Annotated in this window: 14 protein-coding genes; 3 read left to right on the forward strand and 11 right to left on the reverse strand. The window is 55.7% G+C overall.

Annotated elements, in window-relative coordinates:
- Nucleotides 1-15 precede the first annotated feature (15 nt).
- From wcaD to SK47_RS14035, 7 genes are all read right to left on the reverse strand, one after another.
- A complete protein-coding gene (wcaD, locus tag SK47_RS14005) occupies nucleotides 16-1,236 on the reverse strand; it encodes a colanic acid polymerase WcaD (RefSeq protein WP_003863508.1) in 1,221 nt (406 codons plus the stop codon).
- Nucleotides 1,211-2,428, reverse strand: coding sequence for a colanic acid biosynthesis glycosyltransferase WcaC (wcaC, locus tag SK47_RS14010; protein WP_032609666.1), 1,218 nt, complete (start codon nucleotides 2,426-2,428; stop codon nucleotides 1,211-1,213). The genes wcaD and wcaC overlap by 26 nt, the downstream gene beginning before the upstream one ends.
- The gene (wcaB, locus tag SK47_RS14015) at nucleotides 2,425-2,916 is read right to left on the reverse strand and encodes a colanic acid biosynthesis acetyltransferase WcaB (protein ID WP_003863505.1); all 492 of its coding nucleotides are present in this window, start codon (nucleotides 2,914-2,916) and stop codon (nucleotides 2,425-2,427) included. The genes wcaC and wcaB overlap by 4 nt, the downstream gene beginning before the upstream one ends.
- The gene (gene wcaA, locus SK47_RS14020; RefSeq protein ID WP_017383272.1) at nucleotides 2,916-3,758 is read right to left on the reverse strand and encodes a colanic acid biosynthesis glycosyltransferase WcaA; all 843 of its coding nucleotides are present in this window, start codon (nucleotides 3,756-3,758) and stop codon (nucleotides 2,916-2,918) included. Before wcaA ends, wcaB begins: the two co-directional genes overlap by 1 nt.
- A gap of 151 nt (nucleotides 3,759-3,909) precedes the next feature.
- On the reverse strand, nucleotides 3,910-6,072 hold the full coding sequence (wzc, locus tag SK47_RS14025) for a tyrosine-protein kinase Wzc (protein ID WP_015572374.1): 2,163 nt from the start codon (nucleotides 6,070-6,072) through the stop codon (nucleotides 3,910-3,912).
- A gap of 2 nt (nucleotides 6,073-6,074) precedes the next feature.
- On the reverse strand, nucleotides 6,075-6,518 hold the full coding sequence (gene wzb / locus SK47_RS14030) for a low molecular weight protein-tyrosine-phosphatase Wzb (RefSeq protein ID WP_003862078.1): 444 nt from the start codon (nucleotides 6,516-6,518) through the stop codon (nucleotides 6,075-6,077).
- A 6-nt stretch (nucleotides 6,519-6,524) separates the two neighbouring features.
- A complete protein-coding gene (locus SK47_RS14035; protein ID WP_003862079.1) occupies nucleotides 6,525-7,661 on the reverse strand; it encodes a polysaccharide export protein in 1,137 nt (378 codons plus the stop codon).
- 693 nt (nucleotides 7,662-8,354) lie between these two features.
- Here SK47_RS14035 and SK47_RS14040 point away from each other — a divergent pair.
- On the forward strand, nucleotides 8,355-9,938 hold the full coding sequence (locus SK47_RS14040) for a TerC family protein (RefSeq protein WP_003862080.1): 1,584 nt from the start codon (nucleotides 8,355-8,357) through the stop codon (nucleotides 9,936-9,938).
- Between the two features lie 113 nt (nucleotides 9,939-10,051).
- On the opposite strand, the gene asmA is transcribed toward SK47_RS14040, so the two are convergent.
- From asmA to udk, 3 genes are all read right to left on the reverse strand, one after another.
- The gene (gene asmA, locus SK47_RS14045; RefSeq protein WP_032659393.1) at nucleotides 10,052-11,902 is read right to left on the reverse strand and encodes an outer membrane assembly protein AsmA; all 1,851 of its coding nucleotides are present in this window, start codon (nucleotides 11,900-11,902) and stop codon (nucleotides 10,052-10,054) included.
- A 23-nt stretch (nucleotides 11,903-11,925) separates the two neighbouring features.
- Nucleotides 11,926-12,507, reverse strand: coding sequence for a dCTP deaminase (dcd, locus tag SK47_RS14050; RefSeq protein WP_013097886.1), 582 nt, complete (start codon nucleotides 12,505-12,507; stop codon nucleotides 11,926-11,928).
- A 91-nt stretch (nucleotides 12,508-12,598) separates the two neighbouring features.
- Nucleotides 12,599-13,240: a uridine kinase gene (gene udk / locus SK47_RS14055; RefSeq protein ID WP_000130320.1), complete on the reverse strand. Its 642-nt coding sequence runs from the start codon at nucleotides 13,238-13,240 to the stop codon at nucleotides 12,599-12,601.
- A gap of 342 nt (nucleotides 13,241-13,582) precedes the next feature.
- Between udk and SK47_RS14060 the strand changes: the two genes are divergently transcribed.
- Nucleotides 13,583-16,912 carry a diguanylate cyclase gene (locus tag SK47_RS14060; RefSeq protein ID WP_048244542.1) on the forward strand — a complete coding sequence of 1,110 codons (3,330 nt, stop codon included), beginning with the start codon at nucleotides 13,583-13,585 and terminating at the stop codon, nucleotides 16,910-16,912.
- Here SK47_RS14060 and alkA read toward each other — a convergent pair.
- A complete protein-coding gene (gene alkA, locus SK47_RS14065; RefSeq protein ID WP_048244544.1) occupies nucleotides 16,877-17,749 on the reverse strand; it encodes a DNA-3-methyladenine glycosylase 2 in 873 nt (290 codons plus the stop codon). The two genes, SK47_RS14060 and alkA, sit on opposite strands and share 36 nt — an antisense overlap.
- Before the next feature lie 130 nt (nucleotides 17,750-17,879).
- On the opposite strand from alkA, the gene yegD reads away from it, so the two are divergent.
- A complete protein-coding gene (yegD, locus tag SK47_RS14070; protein ID WP_023314478.1) occupies nucleotides 17,880-19,232 on the forward strand; it encodes a molecular chaperone in 1,353 nt (450 codons plus the stop codon).
- Nucleotides 19,233-19,363 lie beyond the last annotated feature (131 nt).

The raw sequence follows: 19,363 nt of genomic DNA on the forward strand, positions 1-19,363 counted from the left end.
AATCACCTCATTTCGTCATACGCTCGTAATATTCAGCGCCTTGCGCAAAATAAACGGACATACAATTAAGAATGCATATTCCGGGCTAAATATTGACCCGGTAAAAAACAACGACACCGGTGTGAACAGATAAAGTTGCACGCGAAAGTTCTGGTTATCACCAAACGCGTTAATCATCATTTTGAAAACTTTAAACAGATACCACAGTGTCAACAGTACGGCGAACCAGGAAAAATAGATAATTAACAGATACAGACCATTGTCTATGGTTTTACCGACATCCGCACCGTTAAAGATTCCGAATGATGCAACATATTCATAAAGTGAGCCGAATCTTACTACGCCATCTATATGGGTTAAGGAATAACCCACCATCACCAGTGGACCAATGATGCGATAATAGGACGATGACCCTTCCGTTCCCAAATCACCCAGACGCTCAGAAATGTACGGAAACGCAAATATCACGCCCACTAAAAATACCGTCAGAGAGATTATCGCCAGCGGCAGTTTTTTCTTAATCGCCTCTTTGTTCAGGTACTGGAACGCCCACTCCAGCAGGTAAAACAGAATAAACGTCATTACCCCGGAGAACGACCCTGACAGAACGATTCCTGCAAGAATCATAGCATCGGTCTTGGGGGTTTTGATACCGAACTGTTTGATGCTGAGCCAAATTGAGATTAATGCCAGAGCAAAAAACGCCGGTTCAAAATAGAGCGCGGTTGTACGCTTGCCACCAAACTTAATGAAGTTCAGTACATAGCTGTTACTGTATATAAGATATTTCGAAATTATTTCCATCAGGCTGCTTCCGCCTGTGAGAATAATTTGCGCCATCTCCATTGCCGCAAGCACAACAATCAGCCCGACGACAATATAAAAGAACCTGAGGATTTTCCTATAATTGTGCGGAGAAATAGTTTTAAAGCGAATACTCCACACCATGCCAATAATGATAACGATATAAACAAACAGCATGGTGGAGGTGACATATTTGCTGGCGTCCAGCGACTGACCAAAGATGTAGTTAAACGCCGTAAGACCAAACCCGATGCCCAGCGCAATCATCAGCTTTTTGAGGTTAAGCTTGTCAACGTAAAGCAACAGCAGAACCGGCAGGAAGGTGACGATAGTGATCGGGAAGCTTTCGCCGAGCTGGGCAATCTTAACGTTGACCAGCAGGTAGATCAGCGGCAGCAGCAGATAACTACAGATTCTGATAGAACGAGACATACTCCTCCAGCATCTGTTGTCCACTGTACGCTTTACGGCTGCGGTTGCGGAACGATTCCAGGTCCGTGCCAAAAACAGCCTGCGCGATATCGGCCTTCGACAACTGCACCAGCGGCAGCACCTCGTTTTCACTGAAGGTTTTACCGCCGGATTTCTCCAGCACTTCCCGCGCGGCGTCGCTGTGGGTGGCAATCACCGGCACGCCGATGGAAAGCGCTTCGCACAGGATCAGCGGGTAGTTGTCCACGCGGGAGCTGAACACCAGCGCGTCCATACCGTTCAGCGCGCTCATCAGTTTGCGTTTGTCGGTTTCAAACCCGTGGTTCACCACGTTAGCGCCTTCAAACGGGGAGAATTTGCCAAAGGTATGCAGCTCAATCTTGTCGCCGAGCGCCATCATGTCGCGCACCAGCTGCTGGTTGGTTTTGCCGTCGTAACGCAGGTCATGGGCGACGACCGCAATTTTCGGCTTACCGGCGGTAACGGCTACGGGCGTCAGTTCGGCCAGGATCGCTTCCGTCGCCACATCAATACCGTTGTTGATGATCTGGCAACGCCCTGCTCCGTACAGGCTATTAAAAGCATCCGCCACGTGCTGGCTTGGGGAGATAAAGGTGCAGCCGAGCGAGAGCATATCGCGGAACAGCTGACGCTTATCCTCAACCAGCTGATGCGCGCGATCGATCTTCACCGGCGGGTAGTTGCTGAGCGTAGGGCATTTCTGACAGTTATCTTTCCAGCCTTCGCAGCCGTCGGTAAAGGCGCAGCGTCCGGTCACGCTCCAGTGGTCGTGCAGCGTCCAGACGAATCGGGTATCCGGCTTATGCGCCTTCACCTTGCCACAAAACGCCACCACCTCTTCCAGATTCAGCCAGTAGCTGTGCAGCACGTGAAAGTGCAGCACAACCGGGCCGCGAGTGCGGGTGACGGTGCGGTAGAGATTATTCAGGTTGCCGAACAGGTCGCGGTTAAACAGGCGGAACAGCGCGATATTGGCGATGGAGGTCAGACGTGGCGTCTGTTTCAGCACCTGCGGATAGTTATCATGGCTGACGCTTTTCTTGCCACCTTTGCCGTAACCGTAAACGAAGCGCGACTGTAATCCTTTTTGCAGCGCGCGCTGGTGCAGATCCAGCGCTACGCCTGCCGCCCCGCCCTCTGCGAGGCGTACGTTAAATTGCAGAATGTTCATTTTATCACCTTCACGCGGGCTTTCTCGCCCACCACCAGCGCGTTGTCCGGAATGCTGTCCAGCACCACGCTGCCTGCGCCAATCGTCACGTTATTGCCCACGGTAATGTCCCCGATCATCACCACGTTGGCGCCCAGCTCGACGTTATTGCCGATGACCGGGCAGGCCAGGCTGTCCGGCCCGCGGTTGCCGATCGTCACCCCGTGGCGAATGGTGAAATCATCACCCGCGACGACGAACTTGTTGATGACCACCGCATAACCGTGATGAATGGTAAAGCGGCGGCCAATGGTGGCTGCGGCCTGAATTTCATAGCCAAAAAAGCATTCGGTGATGATGCGGTACAGCACCAGCACCGGCGCGGCCCAGATATTGTTCAGCACATTTTTTTTGCGCCACACCGAGCAAAAGTGCGCAATACGGTAGGCCAGAACCATGCAGCACGGGCGCAGGCTCCAGCTGTTAGCGCGACAATCTTCCAGAAACATTATTTCCCCCGAAGCCCGTCAGCCAGACGCTTGCCGTTACGTACCGACAACAGCGTCAGCAACGTGCGCCAGTTCATGCGCTTGTTACGGATCTGATACAGGGTGAAGAGCTGATACTTCCGGCTGGCACGGTCAAACTTGTCCTTGTGCTTGCGGTAAAAATGGAAGTAGCCCGAGAATTTCTTCGGCGACGAGGTGATTTGCATCTCCCCGTGATTGATGTGCAGGATCTGCGTGGCCTCTTCCACCTTCCACGGCTCGCCGTACTCCACCACCATCCGCAGGAAAATGTCGTAATCCTGCGCGGCCTTCAGCTCGGTATCGAACAGGCACTCCTTAAAGCGCCATGCCCAGGTAAACACCTGATTGCCGATAATGTTGCGCTTGTAGAACAGGCGTCGGGAATACGGTGATTTCGGATACAGCGGCAGGCTGGCCGGCTGCGAATAGACCTCGCCCTGGCAGACATAGTCATTGGCATACAGAAACGCGTGGGTCACCAGCTGCGCTTTGTGCGACAGGAAGATCGACAGACGGTTTGGCGTCCATTCGTCATCGTCGTCGATACCGGTCAGATACTGCCCTTTCGCCTGCATAATCGCCTGGTTGCGCACCGCACACGCCCCGGAGTTGATAGCGTTGTGCGTGTACACCACGCGCGGGTCGTTCAGGTCTTCAACAAACTTTTGCAGTTGTTCGTAAGAGGAGGAACAGTCATCCACGATAATCAGTTCCCAGTTATCGTAATCCTGACGCAGGACCGATTTAATCGCGCGGATCGCCAGCTGCTGACGATTCCATGTCGGCATATAGATAGAAATCAAAGGGCGTTGTGTGGTCATATTTTCCCCTCACCCCGGCCCTCTCCCCATAGGGGAGAGGGTGAAAGGCATCCAGTGGTTATCATTACGTTCGTCCCCCAAATCCAGCACCGAACAGTCCCCTCTCCCCTTTGGGGAGAGGGTTAGGGTGAGGGGTGTGGGGTGCATTTTGTTATTTACTGTCAGACTTGTATTCGTACTCGTAATAGCCGTAATCCTGATACCCGGTCGCGCGGCGGAAGATGGAGTTCAGAATGACCCCCTTCACCTCAATACCGTTCTGCTCAAAGCGGCTCAGGCTGGTTTCCACTTCCTTCAGGGTGTTCACCGCATAGCGTGCGACCATCAGCGTGGTGCCCGCATGACGCCCTACCACGGCAGCGTCGGTGACCGCCAGAATTGGTGGGGTATCGATCAGCACCAGGTCGTAGTTTTTGCTCGCCCACTCAATCAGCTGCGTGAAGCGCTCGCTCATCAGCAGTTCAGACGGGTTCGGCGGCACCTGGCCACGCGGGATCAGGTCAAATTTCGGAATCGACGTCGGCTTGGCGCTCTCGCTGATTTCCCCTTTACCGAGCAGGATTTCCGACAGTCCGTTAACGTTGTTGGTCCCCAGCAGCTCGTGGGTGTAGCCCTTACGCATGTCGCAGTCGATCAGCAGCACGCGCTTGTTGGTCTGGCTCACCACCGCCGCCAGGTTGGCGCAGACGAAGGTTTTACCGATTGATGGGCTAACGCCGGTCATCATCAGGACGTTGTTTTTGGCCTGCATCATGGCGAAGTGGAGGCTGGTACGCAGGCTGCGCACCGCTTCAATCGCCAGGTCAGTCGGGTTACCCACGGCCAGCAGCTGGCTCTGTTTGTAACGCTTGACGCCCTTAACGGTTTTGACGCTGTCACGGGACTTCTGCCACTCGGAGAGCGGGATGCTGGCGTACACGCTGATCCCGTTCTCTTCCAGCACCTGCGGGCTTTCGATACCGCGGTTGAACAGCGAGCGCAGCAGCACGCCGACAATGGAAAGCATCAGGCCGAGAATAATGCTGCCGAGGATAATCAGCGCCTTCTTCGGCTTCAGCACGCCCGGCTGGGTAATCGCCGGGTCAACGATACGCACGTCGCCGACGGTGCTGGCTTCGGTGATTTTCAGCTCCTGCTGTTTGTTCAGCAGCTGCATGTAAACCTGCTGGCCGGATTCCACATCACGCGTCAGGCGTACAATTTCCTGCTGCGTCTTCGGCATCGCGGTCACGCGGTCATTCAGCTTCGCCTTCTCTTCTTCCAGGGTACGACGTTTCTCCAGCAAAGTGCGGTACGCCGGGTGACGTTTGGTATAGAGCTTGGAAATCTCCGCCTCTTTGAAGGTCAGCTCGTTCAGCTGCGCATCAATATTCACCATGGAGTCGAGAACCGATTTCGCCTCCAGCGGCAGATCGACGGAATCCTTGTCCTGACGGTACGCGTTCAGCTTGTTCTCAGCGTCATCCAGACGGGCGCGCACCTCCGGCAGTTGTTTACTGAGAAACGCCAGGCTTTTTGCGGCTTCCGCTGACTTGCGCTCAACGTTCTGCTCCAGATAGTTGCGGGTGATGCTATTGAGGATGTCGCGAATTTGATCCTTGTCTTCACCGGTGAAGGTCATGCTCAGAACGCCGGTGTCCTTGCCGTTTTCGGTGACGGTCAGGTTGTTTTGCAGGTTGTTGATCATCCCGAGCGTCGAGAATTTGGTGACCGTAAACTCCCCGCCCTCATGCGCCTGAATTGCGCTGACCTTGATGCTGACGCCCTCTTTGGTCAGCATCTGCCCCACCTCGCCGCGCGCGCTGAAGCCCGCGTCGCTGGTCAGCTGATACTGTTTTGGTCCCAGCACGGTCAGGGTAAAGGTTTGGTCCCCTGCCCCTTTTGGGATCACGAAGTCGGTCACTTTTACCGTATCGTTACTGCGCCCCATCAGGCGATCCCAGCCTGCGCCAAACACCGGGAAGGTGTTTTTGGTGACCGCGATATCCAGCCCCAGGTCGTGAACCGTTTTGCCCAGTACCAGGCGCGACTGAATCAGCTGAATTTCGGCTTCCGATGCCGGCGGCTTGTTGGCCAGCGCCGAGCCGATATCCTGAACCAGCGAGTTTCCGGTATTTTGTTCGATCTGCACCAGCGCGTCGGCGCTGTAAATAGGCGTCGCGAACAGCGTATAAACGATCGCCGCCACGGCAAAAATGGCGGTAATACCCAGCACCCACCATTTCGCTTCAATAACGGTCCCGACCAGGCGACCGATATCGATTTCATCACTGCCCGACGTCGGGGCGGCAGAAGGTCTTGTTTTTTCTGTCATTGTTATCCCTGCTGAGCTTTCAGTGCCTGCGCCCACTGACGGGCAGACTGGTCTAGTAAGGTGTATACCGCCTCAAAGGCCTCGCGGCTCTTGCGATACGGATCGGGAATTTCGCGCTCACCATCCCAGTGACCAAACAGCATCACCTTGCCGCGCATCTCCGGTGCGATATCGCACAGCGCGTGAATGTGGCGTTTTTCCATCGCGAGGATCAGGTCATATTCCCGGCACATCCGGCCAGAGACCTGACGGGCAACGTGCCCGTCGAGTGAGAGGTTATGCTCAAGGGCAACGCTTGCGGCACGTTCGTCGGCACCTTTTCCGACCAGCGCGCCCAGCCCTGCGGAGTCGACCGTTAACGCAGGCTGGTAATTTTTCAACAGCCTTTCAGCCGTGGGGGAACGGCAAATGTTCCCCACGCACACCACCAGAATTTTGTTAAACATCGCGGCTTACCAGTTATGAACGTCGCTCGCCGTATCCGTCATGTAGCGAACGCCACTGATGGTAGGCAGCAACTGGTTGATCAGACGGTTCCAGCGGGCAACCGGCGCGGTGGTGACATAGACCACATCGTACGGCTGGAGACGGAACGACGTTGCCATGACCAGCGACGTCGCGTCGGACATATCCAGCTGGTAGATGTTGGCAATCTTGCCCTTCGCGTTCTCGCCTTTGATAGGACGGATCACGAAGATACCGCTGGCGTTGGAGGCGGTCAGGTCGATGCCTTCCGCATTGCCCAGCGCTTCGGTCAGGGTCATACCGCTGAAGTCCATCTTGAGGGTGCTCTGTTTCTTCACTTCACCCATCACGAACACTTTCAGATCGTCATTGCGCGGCACGTACAGAATGTCGCCCGGATAGAGGAGGCGGTTCTGGGTCAGGTCACCGTTTTGCATCAGCGCCTGAAGCGAAATGCGCTGCTCTTTGCCGTTGTGGGTTAGCACCACGTTGCGCCAGTCAGCGCCGTCGGTTAAGCCGCCTGCGGCATTGATCGCATCGAGAACGGTGAGCGGGACGTTAGTGATGGCCTGCTGGCCGGATTTATTGACCTGGCCAGAGATATAGGCTTTCTGGGATCGGAACGCGGCGATATTAACGTCCACCTGCGGGTCAGCAATGTACTGCGCCAGGCGGCCGGTAATATCACTACGGATCTCAGCAAGCGTTTTACCCGCGACGTGCACTTTGCCAATGTAGGGATAGAACATGGTGCCATCGGACTGTACCCAGTTACCGGTGTCGCTTGAGCTACGGTACTGGCCCGCAGGCGTGGTCAGCTCCGGGTGATCCCAGACGGTCACGTTAATGACGTCACCCGGACCCACGCGATACTGGTAAGAGGCAATTTCCTGGTCCAAGGACATATTTGGCTGAGCAACATTTGGACGTGGGCGTAATTGTTCCACCAGACGTGGGGTTAATGGATACACATTCACCATTTTGTCGAGATCAAAATCAGCATCCTGCTGTTTAATCACATCCTTGCCCATTGTCGACATATTGCTGCCGGGAAAGACCGTGCAACCACTCATCAAGGTCACAGACACCAATAATGGCATCAATTTCATTTTGGATTTCATCATTGATTATTTATCACTTTGGCAGAGTAATTATCCTGTGCAATTAAAATAAGCGCGGGTCGTGGTGACAATCAGAATGCAGTTAATCATTTAGCAATATAACTGGCATCAGTCCTAAAAAAAGCTTATTCATCCATTGGCTATTGACAGAATAATTGAGGCTGATTCACACGCTTTCAGGCACGCTACCGCCCTTGGCTTTCAGTTACCAATCCACTGACTAAACAATGCGTTATGGTTAGACACCCTCTTGGATAAGGCCTTTTGCGAAATATATCAAACGCCTCACAGGGGCGATTGATAATGTATAACCTTCACCAAAGACCGAAACAAAAATAGCAACAAGGAGTTTTAACATTTGATGCTGGAAGAATTGTTGCAGCTAACCTAATAGCAGGCAAGGAGACAACCGTCCTAATATTCGTTTTTAAGATTAATATTAAGAGCAAAGTTTTAAGGTTTTCGGATTTTCTTTATATTGACAAAATAGATCGCCGGACCATTTATTGCGATATTTCCTAAATAACGACTTCTGTAATTAAATCTTCGCAATTAACTTATTTACACCGCCCGGCAAATGGGGTTTACCTGAGTGTAGCATTAAGAGAAATCTCACCCCGGCATTGCAATTTCCGTCGGCTTTATCCATGATCGAAGTGTGACATTAGTCATATAACAGAAGGTATTGCATTTACTATGGAATGGATTGCCGATCCATCAATCTGGGCCGGGCTGGTGACGCTGGTCGTCATCGAATTAGTGCTCGGCATTGATAACCTGGTGTTTATCGCCATCCTTGCCGATAAATTACCCCCTTCACAACGCGACCGCGCCCGCGTGACGGGTCTTCTGCTCGCCATGGTGATGCGTCTGCTGTTACTGGCCTCAATCTCGTGGCTGGTGACGCTGACCAAACCCTTATTCAGCGTGCAGGGTCTGAGCTTTAGCGCCCGCGACCTGATCATGCTTTTCGGCGGATTGTTCCTGCTGTTCAAAGCCACGGTTGAGCTTAATGAGCGGCTGGAAGGAAAAGACAGTGAAAACCCCACCCAGCGACGCGGCGCTAAATTCTGGCCGGTGGTCGCACAGATAGTGGTGCTGGATGCCGTCTTTTCTCTCGACTCCGTGATCACGGCCGTCGGGATGGTTGACCATCTGGCGGTGATGATGGCCGCCGTGATCATCGCCATCACCCTGATGGTGCTCGCCAGTAAAGCCCTGACGCGCTTCGTGAACAGTCACCCGACTATCGTCATCCTCTGTCTGAGCTTCCTGCTGATGATTGGCTTTAGCCTGGTAGCGGATGGTTTTGGCTTCCATATCCCGAAAGGGTATCTGTACGCCGCCATTGGTTTCTCGGTGCTGATTGAGTTTCTCAACCAACTGGCCATTTTCAACCGTCGCCGTTTTCTTTCCGCGAACCAGACATTACGGCAGCGCACCGCAGATACGGTGATGCGCCTGCTGAGCGGCAAAAAAGAGGATGCCGAGCTGGATGCTGAATCCGCGGCGATGCTTGCCGACCACAGCGACGGGCAGATCTTCAACCCGCAGGAACGCCGGATGATAGAGCGCGTGCTTAACCTCAACCAGCGCACAGTGAGCAGTATCATGACCTCCCGCCATGACATTGAGCATATTGACCTGACGGCGCCGGAAGAGCAGATCCGTGCCCTGCTGGATAAAAACCAGCACACCCGCGTGGTCGTGACCGGCGGTGAAGAGGAAGAAGAGCTGCTGGGCGTGGTACACGTGATTGACCTGCTGCAACAGCAGCTTCACGGCGAGCCGCTAAACCTGCGCGCGCTGGTGCGCCAGCCGCTGGTCTTCCCGGAAGCGCTGCCGCTGCTCTCCGCGCTGGAGCAGTTCCGCAACGCGCGCACCCACTTCGCGTTTGTCGTTGATGAGTTTGGTTCTGTGGAAGGGCTGGTGACGCTCAGCGACGTGATGGAAACCATCGCCGGTAATCTGCCTAATGAGGTGGATGAGATCGATGCGCGCCACGATATTCAGAAAAACGCCGACGGCAGCTGGACCGCCAACGGCCATATGCCGCTTGAAGATCTGGTGCAGTTCGTTCCGCTTCCGCTGGACGAGAAGCGCGAATACCACACCATCGCCGGTTTGCTGATGGAAAATCTGCAACGTATTCCGCAGCCGGGGGAAGAGGTCCAGGTGGGGGATTACATGCTCAAAACCTTGCAGGTTGAGAGCCATCGCGTGCAGAAGGTGCAGCTGATACCGCTGCGCGGTGAAGATGAGATGGATTTAGAGGTGTAGGTAAAAAGCAAAACGGCAACCTCGTTGCCGTTTTTAGTGTTTGCTCCCTCTCCCCGTCGGAGAGGGCCGGGGTGAGGGCATCAGGCCGTACATGCCACCCGGAACAACAGGCATCACAGCTTATCGAGCAGTTTTTTCACGTCCTTACCTGACTGAGTCTCTTTATTGCGGTCCGCCCAGTCATTCAGCCGACGTTTCGCTTCATCCTGAAGGTGCTTACGCAGGATCTGATCGACCTGCAAACTGTAATTCAGCGCCTGCCATTTTCCATAAACGCGCAGCGGTATCGGCGTCTCTTTCAGGAACTCTACAAGCTGGCCTTCGCCTTCCCAGCCAGCCTTCACGCGGACGTTGAAGCGGGTGTCTGCCGTCTCTTTCACCAGATCCAGCGCGCCGGTTCCGGTCAGCGCCAGCAGTGACGAAGTGCCCTGCATGTCGTCAAGCGAGAGCTGACCGTTGTCGAGGGCAAGCTCACTGGTAAAGCTGTCGAGACGGGTTGCGCTGTCGTAGTTTTCATTCGCTTTCACGCTGCTGCTGCGCTCTACCGCCTGCTGCACCAGCTGCTGGAAGTTCAGCCCTTCCATGCGCGTATCTTTCAGCTCAACGTGCGCCTGCCCCTGCCAGCTACGACGGAAGGCATCCGCATCAATCTTCGTGCCAGAGAAATCCCCTGCCAGCGACAGCTGCCCCGTGAGGGCAATTGGGTAATTAAAGGCTTTCAGGATGGTGCCAATTTCAACGTTTTCCAGACGCGGCTGGAACGCGGCGCTGGCAACGTCTTTGCGTACATCCAGCGTGCCCGGCAGCGAGAGGTTCCCTGCTCCCATTTTTCCGCTGAGCTCGGAGATGACCAGCAGGCCGTTGTGGTTGAACATCTGGCTGCTGACGTCAGTAAAATCAATTCCACGCCAGCGCACGCTGTTCGCTTTCAGCAGAATGTCGGCGGTAAATCCGCGCAGGCCGTTGTAGTCAGGCAGATCGAGATTTGAGGAGATCACCGGACGCGACTGCGTGGCCTGGCTTTGCCCTACCTGCGTAGCTCCCTCATCGGTCGCGTTCACCGGTTGGAGCGGAAGCAGGTTCTCGAGATTCAGCTTGTCGAATTGCAGATCCAGCACCCACTTAGGTTTCTCATCAAGCGTGACGCTCGCCTGCCCCTTCAGGGAACTGTCGTTGGCCTGGAGGTTGAGCGCGTTCAGTTCGAGCTGTTTGCGCTCTTCATGCCACACCGCCTGCATCGTGCCCTGGCCGGCAATCCCCTTCGCGGGTAAATCCGCGCCGGTCAGCTGCCAGTTGAGCTGCTGAACGTCCGCCGTCAGCTGGTGCGGATAGTCAGAAGCGTTCACGTTTGCGTTCATCGACAGGTTGAGATCGCGCTGATTGCGGTTGATCCGCCCGGAGAACTCCATGGTGGCGTGATGATTGGCGTCCTGCTCCATCCTGAGATTGATATTGCGTACGGTGATCTGTTCGTCATCCTCATGCTGGAAAACCAGCACGCTGTCAGCAACTTTCAGATTACCAATATCGAACGACCAGCCGGTATCAGAGGGGACGTCAGGCAAGGTGTTTTCACGCGGTGCGACCGGAGCATCCGCCTGACGAACGGCTTCGGTTTGCGGCGTAAGCTGAATCACCGCCCCTTTCAGCATCACCTGTTCAACCTGGAGCTGATGGGATAAGAGCGGGATGAGCGCAACATCAAGACGCATGTTATCCGCCGTCACCAGCGGCTGCGCGGCGCCCGGCGCGGTGAGCGACATACGTCCGGAGAGAATGCTGAGCTGCGGCCAGACGTGCCAGCGCAGGGGCCCGTCCAGCTTGAGTTCATACCCGCTGCGCGCTTCCACCTGCCGCACCATGTAGGCCCGGAAGTCATTCGGGTTAACCAGCAGCACCAACGCTGAAAGGCCAGCCACCAGCACCACCAGCAAAATCATCAGCGTTGTCAGAACTCTTCTCATGGCTTCCTCAGTGAACTCACAAATCAGTCTTTATCGATACGACTGGCAACCGCACCCTGCTGGTCGCGATATTTTGCGTCCTGACGGCGGTTATAAGGACGGTCTGCCGGGCCGGTCAGCGGTTCGAAGCTCAACGCACCAATCATCATTCCCGGACGAAGCGCCAGCGGCAGTTTACCGGCGTTAAAGAACTCCAGCACGATACGGCCCGACCAGCCCGGATCGATACGGTGCGCGGTGACGTGCACCATCAGGCCCAGACGCGCCAGGGAAGAGCGTCCGTCAAGCCAGCCGACCAGATCCGCAGGCAGCGTGACCGATTCAAAGGTCACCGCCAGCGCCAGTTCGCCAGGATGGAGATAAAACGCCTCTCCTTCGTCGATGACGATTTCGTCGCTCATGACGCGATCCAGCGCCGCGCTGACTTCGTCTTTCGGCCCGCTGAGGTCGATAAACGGTGCCGTGTGGCCGCTGAAGGTGCGGAATTTATTCCCCAGACGCACATCGACGGTCACGCCGTTAATACGCTCAACCGGCGGACGCGGGGTGATAGACAGGCGGCCTTCATCCAGCCAGGCTTCTATATCGCGGTCACAAAGACGCATGGCACTTTCTCCTTTCGTGCATCGCGCCCTGAAGCCTTACGGCGTCAGGGCAAAACCAGGTTATCTCTGAACGGTACACAATTCACACGGCTTATTCAAAAAACTGACTGATTTTCGCTTTTAAGATATCAATGGCAATACGGTTTTTACCGCCACGAGGCACGATAATATCGGCGTATTGTTTCGAAGGCTCAATAAATTGCAGGAACATCGGGCGAACGGTTTTCTGATATTGCGCCATCACCGAGTCCATGGAGCGGCCACGTTCATTAACGTCGCGTTTGATACGCCGCATCAGGCAGATATCCAGAGGAGTGTCGACGAAAATCGAGAAGTTCATTGATTCGCGCAGACGGGCGTCGGTGAGCAGCAAAATCCCTTCAAGGATAATCACCTTCTTGGGCTCGATACGGATCGTTTCCTGGGTGCGGGTATGTTCCACGTAGCTGTAGACGGGCAGCTCAATTGCCTCGCCGCGCTTTAGCGCTTCCAGATGCTGGAACAGCAGGCTGTGATCCATCGCACTGGGGTGGTCGTAGTTGGTTTTTACGCGCTCTTCCATCGAAAGATGGGATTGATCTTTGTAATAGCTATCTTCGGGAATAACACCGATATGCTCATCACCCACTTGTTCACGTAGTTCGCGATAAAGCGTACTGGCAATAAGACTTTTACCTGAAGCCGATGCGCCGGCGATGCCTATGATGACGCACTGATGAGACTTATCAGTCATAAATTTAGCGACCTGATTAACCTGGATGTAAGGAAGGACGACGCCGGAGCGTCAAACGCGGCAATTATAGGGATTTCGGGGGCGTGATACCAGTCGAATGCGCAGGTTATGCGAGGCGGGCTGAAAAGCGCCGTTTCACGCCTTTAGCGAAATTTTTACGCGCGGATTTTCACCATTTCATCACCATTCTTCGCAGAGTAACTATTTTATAAGTCTATGAAGTCAAAATCTGAGCACTCGGCATATGAATTGTAAAATGTTTGTACTAGCATAAACCAAATTATTAATTTCACGCGTCCGGACCTGGCTCCTGACAACATGGCGTCCCTGGATAGAGCGGTAATGAATAAACAATACCAGCGGGTTTTGGTTACTACCCCACATCCTTTACTGCGGCTTGTCTGTCTGGGTCTGGTCACGTTCATCTTCACCTTATTTTCCCTCGAGCTGACTCGCTTCGGTACGCTGCTGGCGCCATTGTGGTTCCCGACTTCAATAATGATGGTAGCGTTTTACCGCCACGCGGGAAAAATGTGGCCCGGCATTGCCCTCGCCTGCTCTTTTGGCAATATCTTTGCCTCGTGGATGCTCTTCTCATGGGAATCGCTCAACATCACCTACACGGCGATCAATATCATTGAGGCCACGGTTGGCGCGCTGTTACTGCGTAAACTGCTCCCCTGGTATAATCCGCTGCAAAACCTCAACGACTGGGTCCGGCTTGCCCTCGGCAGTGCCCTTGTGCCGCCGCTGGTGGGGGGCGTTCTGGTTCATTTTCTGGTGCCGAGCGCGGAGCCGCTGCGTAATTTCCTTGTCTGGGTACTTTCAGAGGCCATTGGCGCGCTGGCGCTGGTGCCTTTAGGTCTGCTGTTTAAACCGCATTACCTGCTGCGCCACCGCAATCCGAAACTGCTGCTGGAAACGCTGGTGACCCTGGTCGTTACGCTGGTTCTTTGCTGGACGGCAATCACCTGGCTGCCGTGGCCATTCACCTGCATCATCGTTCTGCTGATGTGGAGCGCGGTACGTCTGCCGCGTATGGAAGCGTTCCTGATATTTTTATTCACCATCATGATGGTGTCCCTGATGATGGCGCGAAATCCGCTCTCCATGACGCCCTCCTCCATGATCGTCACCTTCAACGCGCCGTGGCTCCCCTTCCTGATGATGCTGCTCCCCGCCAATATTATGACGATGGTGATGTATGCCTTCCGGGCCGAGCGTAAACATATTACGGAAAGCGAAGAACGTTTTCGTAATGCGATGGAATATTCCGCGATTGGTATGGCGCTGGTGGGCATTGAGGGCCAGTGGCTCCAGGCCAACAAGGCGCTGTGCAATTTCCTCGGTTACAGCCAGTCTGAACTCCAGTCGCTCACGTTTCAGCAGTTAACCTGGCCAGAAGATTTAAATACCGACCTGGAGCAGTTGGGACAGCTGATTAACGGGGAGATCAATAGCTACAGCCTCGAAAAACGCTACTACACTCGCAGCGGCGCGGTGGTGTGGGCGCTGCTGGCCGTCTCCGTTGTGCGCCATGCCGACGGCACCCCGCTCTACTTTATTGCCCAGATTGAAGATATCAACGACCTGAAACAGACCGAGTGGGTCAATAAGCGCCTGATGGAGCGTATCACCCTCGCGAACGAAGCCGGTGGCATCGGGATATGGGAGTGGGATCTCGAGCCGGACGTGATCAGCTGGGATAAGCGGATGTTTGAGCTGTACGAGATCCCCCCGCACATTAAACCCACCTGGCAGCTCTGGCATGCGGCCATGGTGCCTGAAGATCGCACCCACGCCGAACAGGTGCTGCGAGAATCCCTTCAGGCCAGGGTGCCTTTCAAGCTGGAATTTCGCATTCGCGTCAAGGATGGCATCCGCCACATTCGTTCGCTGGCGAACCGGGTACTGAACAAACAGGGCGAAGTGGAGCGGCTGTTAGGGATCAACATGGATATGACCGAGGTGAAGCAGCTGAACGAGGCGCTGTTCCAGGAAAAAGAGCGCCTGCATATCACCCTCGACTCCATCGGCGAAGCGGTGCTGTGCACCGATATCGACATGAACATCACCTTTATGAACCCGGTCGCCGAGAAGATGAGCGGCTGGTCGCAAAGCGAAGCGCTGGGTCAGCCCGTTCTGAAGGTGCTGCACATTACCTTTGGCGAGAACGGTCCGTTAATGGAAAACATCCACAGCGGCGATATGTCCCGTACCGATATCGAACAGGACGTGGTGCTTAACTGCCGCAATGGCGGCAGTTTCGACATTCATTACAGCATTACCCCCCTCAGCACTCTGGAAGGTAACACCATCGGCTCGGTGCTGGTGATTCAGGACGTGACCGAGTCGCGCAAAATGCTGCGCCAGCTGAGTTACAGCGCCTCACATGACGCCCTGACTCACCTGGCGAACCGCGTCAGCTTTGAAAACCATCTGAAGCGTCTGTTGCAGACAGTACAGGAGACCCATCAGCATCACGCGCTGGTCTTTATCGATCTTGACCGTTTTAAGGCGGTGAACGATACGGCAGGCCACGCGGCGGGCGACGCGCTCCTGCGCGAACTCTCTTCGCTGATGCTGACCATGCTGCGCTCCAGCGACGTGCTGGCGCGTCTGGGCGGCGACGAGTTTGGCCTGCTGCTGCCGGACTGCAACGTCGAAAGCGCACGCTATATTGCGGGCCGGTTGATCGACGCCATCAACAACTATCATTTTTCCTGGGAAGGACGCCTGCACCGCATTGGTGCCAGTGCGGGGATTACGCTGATTGACGACACCAATTATCAGGCTGCGGAAGTGATGTCTCAGGCCGATATCGCCTGCTACGCCTCGAAAAACAGCGGGCGCGGCGTGGTCACCGTCTACGAACCCCAGCAGGAGAGGATCCACAGCACGCGCAGCATGATGTCGCTGGATGAGCAGTGGCACATGATTAAAGATAACCATCTGCTGATGATCGCCCGCAGCGTCGCCTCGCCGCGCATTCCCGAGAGCAGTAGCTTCTGGCTGATTTCCTTGCGGCTGTGGACCAGCCAGGGGGAAGTGCTGGAAGAGCATGCCTTCCGCGCCGGGCTGGCGGAGCCGGAGCTGCTGCACGCCCTGGACCGACGTATCTTCAGCGAATTTTTCCGTACCTATGCCGCACAGGTGGCGGCCAAAGGAATGGGCGTCGCGCTGCCGCTCTCAGAAGCGGGTTTAGCCAGCGTCACGCTGGTGGATGAGCTGCTCGACCTCATTACCAAAGGTCCGCTGCCGGCGCGGCTGCTGCATCTGGCGATCGCCGCTGATGTGCTGAGCAATACGGATGAAAACGTGCAGCAGGGTCTGCAAAAGCTTCGTCAGGCTGGCTGTCGCGTGGTGCTGACGCGGGTTGGACGCGATATGAACGTCTTCAGCCAGCTCAGCGCCAACACCGCTGATTATCTGCTGCTGGATGCAGACGTGGTGACCAACGTCCACGGCAATCTGATGGACGAGATGATGGTGACCATCATTCAGGGCCATGCCCAGCGTCTGGGCATAAAAACCATTGCCGGGCCATGCCATCAGTCGATCATGATGAATACGCTGTCGGGCATCGGCGTTGACTTTATCTACGGCGACACCATTGGGGAAGCGCAGCCGCTCGATCTACTGCTGAATACCAGCTATTTCGCCATCAACTGATGGCGACCAGCCGTCGGTGTACCAAATATGTAACAGCGCATACGAGCGCCACGGCTGCCAGCGCTCGGCGTAGCGACGGATCTGCGCGGGCGTCATACCGGCAAAGCGCTGTTTAATCAGATAATCATCCGGCAGGAAAACATCCTTCGCCTGCCAGCCGCGCAGGGCCAGATAATTCGCGGTCCAGCGCCCGATGCCGGGGCGCTGCTGTAGCGCCTTCATCCCGTCCTCAACGTTCGCGGGCGGGAACAGCGGGAATTCACCGTCCACCACCGACTGCGCCAGATGAATCAACGACTCCGCACGCTTGAGCGGCATCCCGAGGGCTTTCAACGCCAGCGGATCCACCGCGGCCAGTACCTCTGGCGGAGGAAAGCAGAGGTAGCCCGGCGCGTCCTGGATGGGTACACCGCACAGCGCCACCACCCGTGACGCCAGTTTAGCCGCCATCGCCACGCTTACCAGTTGTCCAAGAATGGCGCGCACGCCCTGCTCGTAAGCATCCATTGCGCCGGGCAAACGTAACCCCGGCCGCGCCGCGCCGAGATCGCCGAGGGTCTGTGCAATGTGCTGCGGGTCGCAATCGAGGTCAAAAAGGCGGGCGATGCGGTCCAGGCAGATATCCGCCACCGGGATCAGGCCAGGGCTAAGCGACACCGCAAGCGTATGGGTTGCGCTGTCTGGCGTAACCCGGAAAACGCCCTTGTGCCCGGCATAGCCAAAACTGCGCTCGTAGTAATCCTTCGTAACGGTCTCAACCCCCGTGACCGCACGCTCGGCAAGAAAGCCAAACATCCACGACCAGTCGTAAGGCGGTTGCCAGTTCAGGGTGTACATTGTCTCTCCTTTTGAATTTACCTCAGCATAAACCGAAAGATCGCGTTGCGCCTTGCTTTCATATTCCTGTTGTCGCCTGGCAGACATTTCGCTAAAGTCTCGCCCCTTCTCACCGGCATGGGGATTTATTGTGTTTATTGGATTCGACTACGGCACCGCAAACTGCTCGGTTGCGATAATGCAAAACGGACAACCGCAGCTCCTGAAAATGGAAAACGGCAGTACGCTGTTGCCGTCAATGCTCTGTGCGCCGACGCGTGAAGCGGTGAGCGAGTGGCTGTTCCGCCATCATCAGGTTCCTGCTACCGCAGCGGAAACCCAGGCGCTGCTGCGCCGTGCGGTCAGCTTTAACCGCGAGGAAGATATCGACGTTACCCCTTCCAGCGTGCAGTTCGGCCTCTCTTCCCTCGGGCAGTACATTGAAGATCCGGAAGAGGTCTACTTCGTTAAATCGCCGAAATCCTTCCTCGGCGCCAGCGGCCTGAAGCCACAGCAAGTGGCGATGTTTGAAGATCTGGTCTGCGCGATGATGCTGCACATCCGCAATCAGGCGCAGTCCCAGGTGCCGGATGCCATCACCCAGGCGGTGATTGGCCGTCCGATCAACTTCCAGGGGCTGGGCGGCGACGAAGCCAACCAGCAGGCGCAGGGGATCCTTGAGCGTGCAGCGCACCGGGCTGGCTTCCGTGACGTGGTATTCCAGTATGAGCCGGTTGCAGCGGGGCTGGATTTTGAAGCCACGCTGACGGAAGAACAACGGGTGCTGGTAGTGGACATCGGCGGCGGAACGACGGACTGCTCATTACTGCTGATGGGTCCGAAGTGGCATCACCGTCGCGATCGTGAAAACAGTCTGCTGGGGCACAGCGGCTGCCGAGTGGGCGGTAACGATCTGGATATTGCCCTGGCATTCAAGAGCCTGATGCCACTGCTCGGCATGGGCGGTCAAACCGAGAAAGGCATCGCCCTGCCGATCCTGCCGTGGTGGAACGCGATTGCCATCAACGACGTCCCTGCCCAGAGTGATTTTTACAGCACCGCGAATGGCCGTTTCCTCAACGATCTGGTGCGTGATGCACAGGATGCAGAGAAGGTCGCGCTGCTGTATAAGGTGTGGCGTCAGCGCCTGAGCTACCGCGTGGTGCGCACCGCCGAAGAGAGCAAAATCGCCCTTTCCGATCGTCCTGAGCATGCGGTTTCGCTGCCGTTTATCAGTGACGATCTGGCTACGGCTATCACCCAGGAAGGGCTGGAAATGGCGCTGACTCAGCCGCTTCAGCGTATTCTGGAGCAGGTGCAGCTGGCGCTTGAGAATGGCAAAGTGAAGCCGGACGTGATTTACCTGACCGGCGGTAGCGCCCGTTCGCCGCTGATCAAGAAAGCGCTGGCGGAACAGCTGCCGGGGATCCCGATTGCCGGCGGCGATGACTTTGGCTCCGTTACAGCAGGGCTGGCGCGCTGGGCGCAGGTGGTGTTTAGCTAATGGAGTTGTGCCGGGTGGCGGCTTCGCCTTACCCGGCCAACAAGATCCTCCAACCGTTGGCCGGGTAAGCGCAGCGCCACCCGGCGAAGGCGAAACCGCGGCACCACACTCAGACCATTCCTGACAGTCTT

This window comes from Enterobacter sp. BWH52 (assembly GCF_001037565.1).
Lineage (GTDB): Bacteria > Pseudomonadota > Gammaproteobacteria > Enterobacterales > Enterobacteriaceae > Enterobacter > Enterobacter hormaechei_C.